At 62.4% G+C, this 15,800-nt stretch carries 10 protein-coding genes; 2 read left to right on the top strand and 8 right to left on the bottom strand.

Annotated features, from left to right (window positions below):
* Nucleotides 1-196 precede the first annotated feature (196 nt).
* Entirely contained in the window at nucleotides 197-1,675 is a 1,479-nt protein-coding gene (locus Q0L25_RS01370) for an MFS transporter (RefSeq protein ID WP_296611129.1), read from the bottom strand.
* Nucleotides 1,676-1,774: 99 nt separating this feature from the next.
* On the opposite strand from Q0L25_RS01370, the gene Q0L25_RS01365 reads away from it, so the two are divergent.
* The gene (locus Q0L25_RS01365; RefSeq protein ID WP_296611128.1) at nucleotides 1,775-2,791 is read left to right on the top strand and encodes a LacI family DNA-binding transcriptional regulator; all 1,017 of its coding nucleotides are present in this window, start codon (nucleotides 1,775-1,777) and stop codon (nucleotides 2,789-2,791) included.
* A 190-nt stretch (nucleotides 2,792-2,981) separates the two neighbouring features.
* On the opposite strand, the gene Q0L25_RS01360 is transcribed toward Q0L25_RS01365, so the two are convergent.
* The 4 genes from Q0L25_RS01360 to Q0L25_RS01345 form a co-directional block, all read right to left on the bottom strand.
* Nucleotides 2,982-4,901: an NPCBM/NEW2 domain-containing protein gene (locus Q0L25_RS01360; protein ID WP_296611127.1), complete on the bottom strand. Its 1,920-nt coding sequence runs from the start codon at nucleotides 4,899-4,901 to the stop codon at nucleotides 2,982-2,984.
* A gap of 101 nt (nucleotides 4,902-5,002) precedes the next feature.
* Nucleotides 5,003-6,112, bottom strand: coding sequence for an SGNH/GDSL hydrolase family protein (locus tag Q0L25_RS01355; RefSeq protein ID WP_296611126.1), 1,110 nt, complete (start codon nucleotides 6,110-6,112; stop codon nucleotides 5,003-5,005).
* A gap of 227 nt (nucleotides 6,113-6,339) precedes the next feature.
* Nucleotides 6,340-7,383, bottom strand: coding sequence for a glycoside hydrolase family 5 protein (locus Q0L25_RS01350; RefSeq protein WP_296611125.1), 1,044 nt, complete (start codon nucleotides 7,381-7,383; stop codon nucleotides 6,340-6,342).
* Nucleotides 7,384-7,613: 230 nt separating this feature from the next.
* Nucleotides 7,614-8,783, bottom strand: a complete 1,170-nt coding sequence (locus Q0L25_RS01345; protein WP_296611405.1) for an alpha-L-fucosidase — start codon at nucleotides 8,781-8,783, stop codon at nucleotides 7,614-7,616.
* Between Q0L25_RS01345 and Q0L25_RS01340 the strand changes: the two genes are divergently transcribed.
* Nucleotides 8,742-8,966 (top strand): hypothetical protein, encoded by a 225-nt coding sequence (locus Q0L25_RS01340; protein WP_296611420.1) that lies wholly within the window; start codon nucleotides 8,742-8,744, stop codon nucleotides 8,964-8,966. The two genes, Q0L25_RS01345 and Q0L25_RS01340, sit on opposite strands and share 42 nt — an antisense overlap.
* A 499-nt stretch (nucleotides 8,967-9,465) precedes the next feature.
* Here Q0L25_RS01340 and Q0L25_RS01335 read toward each other — a convergent pair whose 3' ends face one another.
* The 3 genes from Q0L25_RS01335 to Q0L25_RS01325 all read right to left on the bottom strand — a co-directional run bounded on the left by Q0L25_RS01335 (nucleotide 9,466) and on the right by Q0L25_RS01325 (nucleotide 15,694).
* Complete coding sequence (locus Q0L25_RS01335) at nucleotides 9,466-12,327, bottom strand: TIM-barrel domain-containing protein (RefSeq protein ID WP_296611124.1); 2,862 nt, start codon at nucleotides 12,325-12,327, stop codon at nucleotides 9,466-9,468.
* A gap of 217 nt (nucleotides 12,328-12,544) precedes the next feature.
* Nucleotides 12,545-13,585 carry a non-reducing end alpha-L-arabinofuranosidase family hydrolase gene (locus Q0L25_RS01330; RefSeq protein WP_296611123.1) on the bottom strand — a complete coding sequence of 347 codons (1,041 nt, stop codon included), beginning with the start codon at nucleotides 13,583-13,585 and terminating at the stop codon, nucleotides 12,545-12,547.
* A 102-nt stretch (nucleotides 13,586-13,687) separates the two neighbouring features.
* A complete protein-coding gene (locus Q0L25_RS01325; RefSeq protein ID WP_296611122.1) occupies nucleotides 13,688-15,694 on the bottom strand; it encodes a beta-galactosidase in 2,007 nt (668 codons plus the stop codon).
* Nucleotides 15,695-15,800 lie beyond the last annotated feature (106 nt).

Raw genomic sequence — 15,800 nt, 5'->3', positions numbered from 1 at the left:
CCTTCACCCCTCCTGTGCGGCCCGGCTTTTCGCGGTGCGCGCGTCTCCATCGCTTGCAGCCCTTTGCAACGATTTGCGCTTTGTTGCGTAAATTTCCGTAACGCGCAAGCCCCGTTTTTGCGCCTCGTATCTCGGGAGAATCCAAATTTCGGGATTCGCGCAGAAGTTCATTTATGCAAAAGTTGCATAACTGTCTTCACGAATTTGGGATGAAGAGCGCGGTCAGCGCGGCGATCGCCATTGCGGTCGCGGCTAGTCCCAGGGCAAAGATCGCCTGGTTATCGAGCCAATGATGGACAATCGCGCCGAGCACGGTCGCTGCCACGAGTTGGGGCAGCACCAGGAACATGTTGTGGATGCCCATATAGACGCCCATCTTTCGCGGCGGCACCGCGCTGGCGAGCATTGCATAAGGCAGCGACAGGATCGCTGCCCAGGCGCACCCGATCCCGATCGTCGGCAACCACAGCCAGCGCGGATCGTCGACCCACACGAACCCGGCAAGGCCCAGCGCGCCGAGCCCAAGACTGGCCGCATAGACCGTGCGCCGCCCGATCCGGTCGGAGATCCATGGCAGCGCCAGGGCGGCGATTGCCGCCACGCCGTTATAGCCAGCGAACAACACGCCCACCCAATCGGCGCCGGCATTATAGGCCGCGGAACTGGCATTGGTGGTGTGATAATGGTGGGCGGCGATAGCGGGCACGGTGTAGATCCACATCGCGAACAAGGCGGTCCAGGTGAAGAACTGCACCATTGCGAGGTGCCGCAGCACGCGCGGCATGTGCAATATGTCCTCGACAATCTCGAACACGCCGAGTGAATGCCTGCCGCGGCGCCGCATCGCCACCGCGGCGAGTTGCGCGAGTCCGAACAGAAAGGCGATCGCGGCGAGCACATATATTTCGCGCTCGAGCTGCTCCGCATAAGCGAAGCCCGCGATCGCGCCGCCGCCAAGCATCCATAATGTTCCGCTCAGGGCAAGTGTCGCCGCGCCGGTTGTGCTTGGCACTGCGTGGTCGATCAGGTCGGGCGCGTCGGCGGCAAGGCTGGCCGGCGGCCGCTCGGTCGTCGTGGCGACCGTCCAGGCGACCGCGGCGAGCAGCCCGACCGCGCCGATATAGAAAGTGACGCGTACCGACGGCGGCAGCAGCCCGGGCGCGGCGGTGGCTGCGACCCCGAACCAGTGCGTAAGGATCCAGGGCAGCGCCGATGCGAACACCGCTCCGGCACCGATGAAGAAGACCTGCACGGCAAAGCCTTCGGTCCGCTGCTCCTCCGGCAGGGCATCGGCGACGAGCGCGCGAAACGGCTCGGCGGCGATATTGATCGAGGCGGTGAGCAGCCACAGTGCCAGGCTCGCCGTCCAGATGCTCGCGGCATTGGGCATCGCGACCAGCGCGATTGCGGTCAGGATCGATCCCGCCAGCAGGAACGGCCGCCGCCGCCCGAGCGGTCCCCAGGTGCGATCGCTCCAATGCCCGATCAGCGGCTGGACGAGCAGGCCGGTGATCGGCGCCGCGATCCACAGGATCGGCAATTGGTCGAGCTCGGCGCCCAATGTCTGGAAGATCCGGCTGGTGCTGCCGTTCTGCAGCCCCCAGACGATCTGCACCCCGAACAGGCCGCAGCACATGTTCCAGATCTGGCCGATCGTGAGCCGCGGCCGCCGCATCGGCGTCGCTGCTGAAATGCCCGCGTCCCCCTCGTTCGCTTGCAAAACCTGCCCTTCGCTCCTTAAGTCGGCGCCGGTTAGCGGGTCAGCTTGGGCGTAATGGGCAGCAACAGCAACAACAATACGACGCTGCAGGACCTCGCCAAGCTGGCGGGCGTCTCGGTATCGACGGTGTCGCGCGCGCTCAACGACGAGCCGGTAATCAGTGCCAAGACCAAGCAGCGCATCTGGGCATTGGCGCGCGAGCATGACTATCCGTTCCGCCATTACATGCCCGCCGCACCGATCGGTGCCGAGGGTTCGATCGCGATCGTCACCCCGCACATGCGTGGTCGGCCGGTACCGCTGACTCACCCGTTCTTCCTCGAACTGATCGCGCAGATCGGCGAGGCGGCGCGTGCGCGGTCGTGCGATTTCATCGTCAGCCACACCTCACCGGAAAATTACGACGATCTGGTCCATGCCGTCACCACCAGCCGCGCGAGTGGGGTGATTTTCCTGGGCCAGGGCGCGCTGCACGAACAGCTCAATCAACTCGCGACCTCGACCAACGGGCATTTCGTGGTCTGGGGCGCGCATATGGCCGGCCAGAAATATTGCTCCGTCGGTTCGGACAATGTGCTCGGCGGGCGGCGCGCGACCCTGCATCTCGCTCGGATGGGCCGGCGCAACATTCTGTTCCTCGGCGGCAGCGACCCCGAGGCGTTGCAGCGCCGCCGCGGCTATCTCGAAGGCGTCAAGGAAAGCGGGCTCGAGGCCGATCCCAATCTGGTCGTCGCCGTCGAGTTCGAACTCGAGGCGGCGGAGGCAGCTGTCGCTCGGCTGCTCCATCGCGGCGTGGTGTTCGACGGCATCGTCGCGTCGAGCGACCTGATCGCCCTGGGCGCGATTCGCGCGATCAAGCGCGCCGGTCGCACAGTACCTGGGGACGTATCGGTAGTGGGCTATGACGACATGCTGCTCAGCCGGTTGAGCACGCCGACACTGAGCACGATCCGCCAGGATACTGCCGAGGCGGGGCGATTGCTGGTGTCGCGCGTGCTCGATTTCTCGCCCGAACACTTGCCGGTGCATCTGCCGACCGACCTGATCGTGCGGGAATCCTGTGGTGGCTGACAGCGTCGCCGTTTCCCGGTAATTTGGAAGGAAAGCCCGACGGTTGATCCGCCAATTGGCCCATGGAGCTTTTGAGCGCGAATGTTGTGCCGGGGCCCTCGGCCGCATCTGCAGGAAGTCACGGGCACCGGATCAGCGCAACGGCGAGTGTTCGTTAGAGTGACGTCGGTCCGCGCGGATCGAGTCGCCTCTAGTTGTAGAGCAGCGCCGCGTTTCCCCAAGTTACGACGGTAGGCACCTTGTTCCTCGCCGACTTGCCGCGCGCCACCAACTCGACGATCTTCACTCCCTTGATATCGGCACGCAACACCTGTGCGGCCTGGCCAAACCGGATCGGCTTGGACATCGTTAGAAGCTTGCCGTCTCCATAGACCGCAAAGGTCACGACGTCGTCCGTATCGAATGTCGAATCGTCGACCCCGACATCCGCGACGAAGCGGCGGAATTTACCGTCGGCCCTGACCTCGAACCGTGAGTTGGCGAGAACGCCCAGGCCGGTCCCGTACATGTTTCCCTGGATACGTAGGGCCTGTCGATAGGGTGTGGCATCGGCCTGCGCACCACCCCATCCGGTATAGGCGGGGGGCTCGCCCGTGTCGGTTGTGCTCGCCCAAGGATTGATCATGCGATGGATCGTGGGGTCAGGCTGAGGAATGGTTACCCCGTCGACCGCCGGATTCACCCTCCCAGGCATTTCCGACAGGTAAATGCCGTCCGCCAGGGCACGCGTTCCGACGGCATCAAACACGACCGTCTCGCGCGGCGCGAGATGGATCTTCATTCCCCCGGAAAAAGCGGGGAGCGTCGCACCGGTCCAGAGATTCCTGAGGGTCACCGGGGCGGTCCGGGAGAATTTGAGATGGTCGGCGGTCAGCGTCACGTCCGCGGGGGCGAGTCCGCGGTTGAAGACCGCCACGGCCTTGTGCCCGTTACCAAGCATCTTCACCAGGATCTGAACGTCGTCGGTGTCGTAAGCCAGCACCGCCTGGTTGCCCTCCGGGTCCTGATCGATCGCGATGATGTCGCGATTGCCGAGAATGTCCATGAGCGGTTGTGGCGCGCCCCTCAGATCGTATCCGATCAAAAGCGGCGCCGACAGCATGGACCAGAGTGCGAAATGCGATTTCGCTTCCATTAAATGGTGCTCGTCGAAATCGCCTTGTCCGACGAACAGCATATCGGGGTCATTCCAGGAGCCCGGATGCGCATACAGCGGCCGATTGGCCGCGCTGTCGAAATTCGCCAGCATCCGGGTCCAGTTGGGAGTGAGGTCGTCGCTGGTCCGCGAAAGATTACCCACGTCCTTGCCCCAGGCACGGACATCGGCCGCTCCCCAGGCACAGATCGAAAACACGTAATCGCCCTCGGGTTTTGAGCGGCGCAAGGCATCGGCAACTTGCTGGTAGAGCTTGCGAACGGCGGCAATGTCGGTCCGGCGAATTTCCTCGATGTCGACGAGCGGCCCGAGTGCGCGATACTGCCCCGATCTGACACCTTCGCTCTGCGGGCCGAACGCGCGGATGCCGCAGCCATCGACCTTGATATAGTCGAATGCCCAATCGCTGAAATAAAGTCGGATGTCCTGATCGATATGGCCGTACAGCCCCACTTCGCGTTCGGCGGCAGTGCCTTCGGGAAGATTCGGGGAATTGGGAGCAAAGGCCTGCGAACAGGTATTGGCCCCGATGTCCGAATAGATGCCGGCCTTCAGACCCATTGCGTGAATACGGTCGGTGAACGGCTTCAGGCTGGTCTGGTCAGTTCCGCCGACCGCAGCCGATGGAAAGGTCGACGTTCGCACGATCATCCGGCCGTCCGGCATCCGCCGCTTCAACCACCAGCCATCATCGACGTTGATGTATCGATAGCCTTTTCGAGCCAATCCACTGTCGACGATCGCCTGGGCCGAAGCGAGTATCTTCGCTTCCGTGACATCCGTGTGGAAAGCGTTCCAGGAGTTCCAGCCCATGGGCGGGGTTGCTGCCCGCCCCGTCGTGACCGCGGTCCAACGTCCCGTAGGTGCCAACGGGTCGTTTGCGGCCCATGCTTCGCCGTGGATCGTCAACGCCAGCGACAGACTGGCGACGAGTGTACGAAAAGATCCCGTCATGCCTCACCCCAAATTCAATATTGCAGTCACAGAGGCGCCGATCGCACGCGAGCGCTGCTCGCCGTTGCCGACGATCCCTTTCATCCGGCCCGCAGGATGCGTCAGTCCGCCCTTCCCCCGTCGATCACCTTGATGATCGCGTCGGCGATCGTCCGGTCATCGGCCGTCGATGGATGCCAGTCGCATCCAGTCATCCCCAGCCCTCGCACCGCTACATAGCCGATCCGGCGTTCGCCGGCTGCGCGCAATTTATCGACTACCTTCCGCACTTCGGCGTCGATTTCTCCGCCGGCAAGATCGGTCGCCCACAACACGAATTGCGCCCGCGGATTGCGTCGCCGCAGGTCCTGGACGAAGCGGACATAGCTTGCCTCGAAATCGGCATGCAGCGCATCTCGCGTGGCCCATTTCTCGCCGGGCTTGAGCGGCGTGGAGAAATCGTTGGTCCCCAAAGCGATGACGATGAGTTGCGGCCGCCAGCCGGCATCGGAATAAAGTTGGGCCTTGTCGAACAGGACGAAGGGATAGGCCATCGGCAGCGTGTCGGCCGCGAAACCACCATAGTTCCGAACGACCCCGCGCCCGGAGATCGCATTGACCTGATAATCCGCCCCGTACCGTCGGGCGATCAACCCCGCTATTCCTTGCGAGGTGTCGGTAGTGGCCCAGACCTGGTCGGTAGTGCACTGTCGGCCGGGCGAAGTATTGCCGTAGCCGACTGTATGGGAATCGCCAATGAACTCGATCTGCCGGGCGCGGGCGCGGACGGGCATCGCCTTCGTCCCCGGCACCGGATAGAATCCACCGAAGCCGCTGGGCCCCGCCTGCCCCTCGGTCACGACCTCGACACGCACGCGGTGCGGCCCGGACGGAAGGCCGTCGAGCAAATACGCGCCTTCCCTCGGCTTGACCAACGGCATTGGCGGATGATCGTCGACCAGGACGTGCAGGATAACGTCGCCTGCTCCGATCTTCAGATAGATCGCGGTGCCCTTGAATGCCGTTTCGAAATAGCTGCCGGGCCATTGGCGTTGATAATCGGGGGCGGTCGCCGTACCGCGCTGTATGGCGCGGCCACCGACGCGGATTGGGAGCGGCGGCGCCGCCGGCCGGAAATCGAGACGAGGAACGATCCGCACTTCCCGTGCAACCGCGGGCGCCAAGCTCGTCAGGGCCGAGACGAGAACGACCGCTGCAGCCAGAATCTTCATGCACACCCCAATTGCTGGAAATCGAGCGACCGAGCCTCCAGCGAGATCGGCGACCTCGCGGATCGCGACTGATCTGGTTCGGCCGAGGGCTTTATCGCCACCCCGGGATCGAGCGCCGCCGTGCCCACCGAGGCCGGATCCAGGGACCGGCGCCGCGGAAGAAGACGCGAATGCTACGGGCCACGCCCCTGCTACGGCGCTCTCCCGCCGTTGCGGCAACGCACCCCTCATTTCTTGCCGGCGCCTTCGAGGACGGCGTCGAGGCCCTGCTGGTCCTTGATCGCATAGGTTCGGCGATCGATGAGGTCGCCCGTGTCCCAGAGGAAGGGAAGAAGACCATTGGCCAGCGCCTTTTGCGTTACATATTTCATCCAGTGCGCGCGCGAGGCCAGGTGCAGGGACAGATCGAGCGGGTTGGAGCGCCGCGGTGCGCCATATTCGCCGAGCAGCACCGGAACGCCCTTGCTCGCGAACAACTGGTTTGCCAGCGCCATGCTCTGATCGACGGCGTCCTCCTCGCCCCAGGCGGCGTTGCGATCCGGCTCGATCGTCGAGTGAAAATCCTTACCCCAATAATAGAACATCCGCCCCCAGCTCGCATCCTGGGTCAAGATGCAAAAATTCGGAGGAGAATAGTAATGCGCTTCGACCATCAAGCGATCGGCAACCCGATCGACAGGCATGCGGGTCCATAACGTCTTGGCCAAGTCGATACTGACGTTCGGCAGTTGCACCACGAGCACACGGTAAGCATTCTTGCCCCCCGTCGAGCGGACCGCGTCGACGAACGTCTGGTGATAGGCGTAGAGAACGTCCATCTGCTCCACGGTGTCGCAATTGGGCTCGTTGGCGCTGGCGAACATCAGCCGCTCGTCGAAATCGCGAAGATGCGTCGCGATCTGCTCCCAGAATGCCCTCTGTTTCGCGACCACGGCGTCCTTCTTGGCAGGCGTTACATTGTTTTCCAGCCAGCCGCCGTCCCAATGAATATTGAGCAGCACGTACATGTTCGCGTTGATGCAATATTGCACCACCTGCTTGACGCGATCGAGCCAGGACGCACTGATCCTGGCGGTGGCCGGGTCGGAATATCCATCCCAGGCACATGGCAGTCGGATCGCGTCGAAGCCCGCTGCCTTGTCGGTAATGATCAAATCCTGCGTGATCATCGGGTTGCCCCAATTGGTTTCCCCGCCAATGGCTTCCAACGTATTGCCGATATTCACGCCAAGCCGGATGCGCGCGGCGATGGCGGCGGCTCCGCTCGACATGCCCGCTGGGTCTGCCGGTAGCGGATTCGTGTTGTAATTCGGAAATAGGCTAGTCGAAGCCGGCGTAGGCGTGGGAGACGGGGCGGGCGTAGGCGTCGACGCTGATGCCGATGTCGGACTGCCGCCGTCGCCGGCGCAACCCGCAGCAAACAACGCGGCGGCCGATGCAAGAAATTGACGCCTCGCAACTCTCATGCCGTCCCTCCCCATTTCGCTACAGCGGATATTGTTCACCGGGAAGCTCGCCGGATTTCGAGTATCGTGACCGGGTATCCGCGTGATTCCCTGGGAACCGCGAGCGACAGCATTCCGTCCCCCCGCCTCCACGCCAGCCTTGCGCCAGACAGATTGCGCACATCCGCGACGGCGCCGTTCCAGGGTATGCGCAGCTCGGCGCCCGGCCAGCTCAGAACGTGGACGAAGACTCTGCCGCGCGATTGCGTGGTGCCATAGACGCCGTCGACCGGCTGCAAGGGCCCCGGCCGGGTCCCATAGATCGCTTTGCCGTATCGTCGGAGCCAGGCCCCGATGCCTCGCAGCGTCTCTACCTGCTTCGCGGGCACCACGCCGTCGGGATCCGGGCTCATGTTTGCGAGGACGTTGCCGTTTCGCACGGCGGCGTTGACCAGCAACACGATGACGTCGTCGACACGCATCGTATTGTCGTCGCGCGTGTATCCCCACGCCGAGCGATTGAGCGAGAACGTCTTTTCCCAAGGCCGCATGCGGATCGGCCCGGTTATCGGCCGGTCGCCCTCCTCGGTGTCGAAATCCCCCTGCCAACCGGACCGTGGATTGATCACGATCTTAGGCTGATAACGGCGGACCATGCGGTTGAGCTTGTCGGGCTCCCAGAACCATGCCGCGTCGGCGTCAGTCCCCCGATGCGCCAGCCAGCCGCCATCCCACCACAGGATGTCGATCTTGCCATAGTGGCGCATCAACTCTTCGACCTGGCCGTAGGTTTGCTGCTTGAGGAGGCGTGCATTCTCCGGGAGCTCGCGCGGATGGAAATAGCCCGGAAAGCGCCAATCGAGCGGCGAATAATAGAGGCCGACGCGCAAGCCGTTGCGGCGAACGGCGGTGACGAAGGGGGCGATCAGGTCGCGACGGGCGGCCGAATGGACCGAATCGTAATGGCCGTAGCTGGATGGGCTGTCGAACAGCGAGAACCCGTCATGATGCCGGGCCGTCATGACCATGTACCGGGCGCCCGCGTCCCGTGCCAGCCTGGCCCAGGCATCCGGATCGTAGTGCCGCGGATTGAACTGCGCGGCGAGCTTCGCATATTCGTCCGCCGGCACCTTGTCGTTGAACATGTGCCATTCGCCCTTCGCCGGAATGGCATAGAGGCCCCAATGCACGAAGATCCCGAATTTCGCGTCGCGCCACCACGCCATGTCCCGACCGGACAACAGCAAGTCCGGGGCAAGCGTCGGATCGGCATTCGCGGCCTTGCGCGCGGAGCGTTGCTCGTCGGTCGCAGTCTGTGCGCCGCTAATTCCCGGAATGAGCAAGGCGGCGGCTACGCAAAACGAAAGGAGGCGCAGGATCGCGGCATCGGCGCGAAAACGTCGTTTTAAGTTCGCCCAACGGCATTCCGCCTGAACGCGCGTCCCGTGATTCATCAAAAACTGCCCTCTCCACCACCCCGACGCCAGAAAGCGGGTACGGGAGAAGATCGAGATGAGGCCGCCGCCGCGGTTACCAATCCCTTCCTGCTCTCGCCTTCCTCTTCCGGGAAGGTTCCCAACAATGCGCCGGTAGCGCTACCATGAACCATAGTTTCTTTTTACTGTCCACGATCAAACGACTGAAACGATAGCTCTGTCGCACGGCTGCCTGAGCCGATTGGCGGCTCTCGCAAAACCCTAGTCCAGTTCACAAAGGCGAAGTCCGCCTAGGAACAAATCGAGCTCAGCGGATCGAGCGATATTCGGAGCGGCGGCGCGCGAGCCGTTCGTGCTCGGCAGCAGCGAGGAATCGCCGCTTTAATAAACGCCGCGGCGGGCGTGGACGGTCAAACCGGACTTCTTCCCGCTTCGTTCCGACCGGCCAATCGACCGGCGACGTCGGCGCGCGTCACGCCAACCGGATCTTGAGTGGCTTGCCGCTATAAATGACGGTTTCGGTCGCCGCCGACGGTGACGCGCCGCTCGCATTGCCGGGCATCATCAGCGTCAGATTCAATTGGCGTTGACGCACCATGTCGGGGAAAGCGCCCGCGCGCGCTCCGATACTCAGAGTCCGCGCCTCGTCGTTCCAGACGAGATCATAAGTGGCACGCTGCCCTTTCTCATAGGCATAGGTCTCGTTGTCGTCCTCGTAGATCGTAAAGCGGGCGTTCGCGCCCGGATAGATGCGGATCTCGTAAGGTGCGTCAGGAGCTTCGGTTGCGAATTGCACGGCTGGCCCCATCGGAACGATTGACCCGGCCCGAACATAGAGCGGCAGGAGGTCGAGCGGCGCCTGACGCGATACGCGCCGGCCGCCGCGGAAGCGCTCGTTGGTCCAGAAATCGAACCAGTCCGATCCGGCGGGAAGGTAGGTTTCCATGGCGAGGTCGACGGTTGGATCGGCGGTGGCGAGTGCCCCGCGCTCGCTCGGCAAGCGCCAGCCGAAGCGCAGGCTGCGATTGCCGCCAGCCTGGAAATATTCGATCATGACTGGCACGCGCTCCCCGGCGCGAAACCGTCGGACGACGGTTTGATACCGAGCGGCCGCGGCCGCCCAATCGTCGATGACCTTCTGGCCGTCCAAGATCAGCCGGAAGCCATCATCGCCACCAAGGCTCAGCTCATAGTCGCCGTCCTCGGGCGCGATCAGAAACCCCTGCCACCGGGCCGAGAAGTTGTTCAGGCTGGAAAGTCCTGCAGGAATGTCGGCGAGCGGCGGCTCGGGCCAATCGTGATCGATCTTGGTATCGACCACCTGCCCCTTGGCGGTTTCGAAATTGGTCCCTTCGAAATATTGCGCCGTCAGCCCCGGTTGACCGTCCACCGTCCGAAGGAATTGCGCGGGCACGACTTGGGGCGGCGGCAATTCGACATGATACATCGCCCGGGTGACGGGATGGACCAGGAAGGAGGGCCCGAACATGAAGCTGTCGTCGATCGTATCGGTCGCGCGGTCGTCTGGGAAATCCATCATCAGCGGCCGCATCAGGGTGTAGCCGTCCGAGGTGACCTTCCAGCTGAGCGAATAGGTGTAGGGAAGGAGCCGATAGCGTAATTGCACACTGCCCAGCAGCGAGGTGTAGACCTGCGGGTCGAGCGTCTTGAAGATATAGGGTTCGCGTTGGATGTCGGTCCCGTGGATCCGCATGATCGGACAGAAGGCGGCATATTGTAACCAGCGCGCGTATAGTTCGCGCCAGGCGGGGTTCTTTTCGCCGCCGGGAAAGGCCGAGACGAAGAAGCCGCCGGTGTCATGGGTCCAATAGGGATTGCCCGTCACCGTCACGTTGATGCCGCCGGAAATCTGTTGCCGGAACGTCTCCCAGGTCGACGCGATGTCCCCGCTCCACGAGGCGGCGGCCGTCCGCTGCGCGCCGGCCCAGGCCGAACGGGTCAGCGTGAAGACGCGCTTGTCGCTCGTCGCGCGTTGGCCCTGATACGTGCCAAGCGTGGTCATCAGCGAATAGGGGCTGAGATAGCGGGTGAAGTCGCCCAGCGCGTTCGAGCCAAGCGCCTTGGTATCGCGGACATTGTCGGCGGCGTTCCACATCGCGCTGCTGACTTCGACCTCGGTGCCGTCCATCCACAATGCGTCGACGCCTTTGTCGAGCAGTCCCGACTTCACGTACTTGAAATAGATGCGGCGCCCGAGCGGACTGTAGGCATCGTAGACGCGGGCTTTTTTGGAGATCCAGTGCAATGGCTTGAAGCGCAGACCATGCGCGTCCAGCTCGTGGGCGAGCGCGGTGTCGTTGCCGATCGACGGCCAGATCGACACCATCAGCTTCATATTGAGATCATGGACTTGCCGTGCCATTCCGACCGGGTCCGGATAGCGGACCGGGTCCCAGGTCATGCCGCTCCAGGTACCATCCTTGTCGCTTCCCCAATATTGCCAGTCCTGGACAATGTAATCGAGCGGGAAGCCCTCCTGGCGAAAGGTTCGCGCGACCTCGAGCAACCGCTGTTGAGTCGGGTATCGCTCCTTGCTCATGAACAGGCCGAATGCCTGTTTCGGATACATCGGCGCGTCACCGGTAAGCTTGCGGTAGGCGCGCACGACGTCGTCCGGTGTCTCACCCGCCATGAAGTAATAATCGACGCCGCCCGGGGCGCTCTCGGCCCATAAAGACGCGCCGTCCGAGCCGTCCTTGAACCGCATCTGCGAATAAGTGTCCCACAGGATGCCGTAGCGGCGGGACGACATCATCACCGGAATGATGATCCCGACATTGGTCTGGACGAGCAGCAAATCCTTGCCGCGCCGGTTGCTGTTGTCGTCCGCGGTGAAGCCGAAGCCGTAAATCGATTCATCAGGCTGGAGCGTCAGGGTGTTTTGCGCCTCATAGGTCGGGGCGGCCGAGATCATCAGCTTCTTGAGGCTCTGTGGCGCGTCCGCCTTTTCGCTCGTGTAAAGCCGCCCCTCGCGATCGAAAAAGCGAAGCGCGCCGGTCGCCTTGTCGACCTCGATACGCAGTTTCTGCCCGGTGATCGTCAGCGTTTCCGGCGTTTCGCTGATCGAGAACGGCATCGCCTGCGGGGATGCGGTGACGACCAGACTAGCGCCGGTCCAGTAATTCTTGCCGAGCGTAGCATTTATCCGCACAGTGTCGGGCGCATAGAAGATCAGGTTCTTCCAAACGCCGCCGACTCTGAGCTGCACTCCATGAGGCAGCCGCGTGTAGGCAAAGCCGCCCGGCGGCAAGGTCACGGCACGGAAATGACCGTGCGCATCGAGACCCACCGCCATGGTCTGGGCCGGCGCCACGCTAGCGACACCCCGCGTTGAAGCGAGCGCAGCGATGCCGCTCAGCAATGTTCGCCGACCTATCGGCTTCAACAACGAGCTGATCTCCGGTCGGCCCTCGCGCTCAACCTCGACGTCCTCCAAAATATTCTCTCCCGAACTGGCAAATCGTAACTGATTAGACCGCGCGACAAGGAGCTTTGGTCTGGCCGGCGCGGCGAGTTTCCAAAGCGGCCGATTATTTCTTGCACATACTGCTGATGGGATTGGGCCCGATCGCCGTGATCAGACCCAGCCGATAAGGCAGCTCGATATATTGGTATGACTTGCCCTCCACCTTATCGAGCCCTTGGTAGAGGTATCGCAGCGGCTTGCAGGGATCGATCGCCAAAGTCTGATCGCTGGTGGAGCGGATCATTTCGCCGTGAGACACGCCTTCGGACCACATTCGTCCCTGGAACCGCACCGTGCCGGAGCCTGCGAAGCCATTCATGCGGTCCGGCGTCAACGGTTTCCACTTGCCGGCCAAGCTGTCGCTCTTCCAGGCACGGAAATAGCGACCCTTGGGGCCGATCGCCTCGATCAGCGTCAGATAGTTGCTCGTTCCGGCAATCCGATAGGTGTTGCCGGCTTCGAACATGTCCTCCCGCTTGCCCCGCATCACGCGCGTGACGTTATGAAATCCCTTGGGAAATTCCCCCAGCGAGGTTTCGGCGCGGAAGAAACTTCCCTGGTCGTTGGTGAAGAAAAGATAACAGTTCCGCTCGTCGCAGATGTTCCAGAAATCGAGCCATGCCGGATTCCCATCCGCCTGTTTGACGATATCGGGCACCGTTTGGAACAGCGGCGCCGGCGCGCTCCACGACGTCGGATCGCTGATATTGGTGCTGGTCGAATAGAGCGGATCTCCTCCCTGATAAATGAGGTACCAGAGCTTGTGCGGAGCAAAGTAGAAAACTTGCGGCGCGGCGCGATATCCTGGTCCCATTGGAGACCTGTCCAACCCTACGATCGGCGCCTTTGACGCATCCTTCCAATTCTTGAAGGAAGTATAAGCCAGTCCCCAGCCTTTGCTCGTCGCAGTGGTCATGAACACATGATATTTGCCCTCATGGTAAACGACCGAAGGGTCCTTCAAGCCGTAAAAGTCCGGCCCGGCATTCGCGGGAGGGGAAATGAGCGGGGCAGAGGATGTCCAGCGAAAGCTGGCCGACCGAGCGGGCGGATCGGCCCCCAGCACGACCGCCGATCCGACGATGCCAGAGGCCGCAATCGCCATCAGCGTCGCTCCCAAATGGCCACCGTCACTCAATTTTCTTCCCCTCTCGTGATCGGCATTTGGTCTCGCCGGCATTTCATCCCCGCCCCTTGGCGCGTCGTGCTATTGCAGCAGTTCGGCGCCATAGGGTTGCAGATCGATCTTCTGCACGTAGCTCTTGTGCGAGAGGATTCCGGTCTTGGTTCCCTCGAAGCGCACGGTCGCGGATGCGTTCATCGTGTTGACGTAGAGCGTGCGACCGTCGACCATGCGGGCGACCACTCCTTCCGGCGTCGACGGACCGCGCTCTATCCCCAGCTCGCCGTAGAGCGATCGGATCAACGGCTCGATGAACGGCGCTTGCGCGGCGGTCGCCAAGTAGATCGCGCGCCCCTTGCCGTATTTGTTGACCGTGATTGCGGGACTCTTGGTGGGCGTGTTCTCGAACACCGCCAGCGTTTTTGCTGTGCTGGGCTCAAGTACCTCGTAATAATTGTCGGAGCCCGTCAATTGCTTACCCTGGAACGAGACGACGAGCGGGTTCCAGGAGCGATAGAATTCGTTGGTGCGTAGGCCGAACACGTCGGTGAGCCTGCCAGGAAGCGGCGTGTTGAACCACTTGCCGGTCGCATCGACCTTGGCCGAATATCCGGTCATGATCAGGGTACCGCCATTTGCGACATAGTGCCGCACCGCCGCCGCTGTGGCATCATCGATGAGATACGCGCTCGACAGCACGATCAATTTGTATTTGTCGATCGGGTCGTGGCCGATATCGATCACGGCAGCGTCGATATTATCGCGGAAGAAGGGCGCGAACGCCGCTTTCACCTGGTCGGTGTAATTGCCTTTGAAATATTCCTTCATCGTGTTTGGCCCATCGGGCGGATTGGTGAGCCAGTTGGTGTCGAAGGAATAATGGATCGCCACCTCCGGCGTCCGATAGCGTGGAAAGCCCATGGTCTTGAGCGTGCGGAATTCTGATGCGATCCGCTTGAACTCGTCGACTTTCCAGGACGGGCGGTCATCATGGTCGATCAGGCCGAACAGGGCCTGCTCCTCGCCGCCGAGATGTGAATTGAACGTCCAGGCGAGGAAGGTCTGCGAATAATAAAGCAGGCCGAAATAGGCCCACATGCGCGAGCGTCCGGGCTCACCATAATATCCGCCCCCGCCCGCAGTGAACTCGTTGAACCATATCGGCGTCGTATGCGACGCCTTGTTCATCATCACTTCGAATCCCGCGCCCAGCGGGTCGCCTGGATAGAAGCCCTGCGCCCCATAGGTCGAAATCTCGTCCCACGATCGCAGATAGTCGAACCCCTTGCCCCAGGCGGTTGGCCAGAGATTGGAGGCGACCGGCAGATTGGGTGCATAGACCTTACGAACCGCCTCGAGATCCTTGAGGACGCCGATCGTATCGTCGGACCAATAGCGGCGCAGGTCCAGATAGCGCTCGTTCGGCCCCGGCCCCCGCACATAAGGCAGGTCGACCTCGTCCCAATTGTTGATGTGGCGCGACCAACGCTGCGTCGCCCATGCCTTGTTGAGCGCTTCGATCGAGCCGTAGCGCTTCTTGAGCCATTCGACGAACCGGCCGCGATCGGCCGCCGAATAGGACATCTGGCCGTTGCCGATCTCGTTATTGTAGCCGAGCGCGATCACCGCGGGATTGTGCGCGTAACGCTGCATCATCTTCGCGGCGAGCCGGCGCAGCAGCCGACGATAGTCCGGGTCGCTGACATTGTCCCAATAGCGGGTCGCGGCATTGAGGCGGACCCCGTCCTGATTGACCAGGTCCACGCCGGGGTAGCGTTTGTGCATCCAGATCGGCGCGGGCTGGCCCGGGATATCCACGATCACCCGAATGCCCGCTTTGTGCATTTGAGCGAGGATGTCGTCGAACCACTCGAACGCGAAACGGCCATCCTCGGGCTCGAAGGCATCCCAGGACAGGTCGCCCATGCGGACCATGTTGAAGCCCGCGGCCTTCATGATCGCGATGTCCTGCTTGATCTGTTCCGGCGAGCGATCGACCGGCTGATAGCAGGTGCCGACGAAGATATCCCCTTTGCCGGGCCAGTCAGGGTGTCCTACCGCACTTTGGGCGTGCGCCTGAGGAGCGATCATCGTCGGTGCGAGCGCGGCGGAAATGCCAAGGGCAATAGCGAAGGCTGACAGACGGGCTGCCCAGCGCGAGCGTCCTAGCATGGCGTACAATCCGTCCTGGAATGAA

It is taken from the genome of Sphingomonas sp. (assembly GCF_024508665.1).
Classification (GTDB): domain Bacteria; phylum Pseudomonadota; class Alphaproteobacteria; order Sphingomonadales; family Sphingomonadaceae; genus Sphingomonas.
This window is presented reverse-complemented; position numbering and strand designations above follow the sequence as displayed.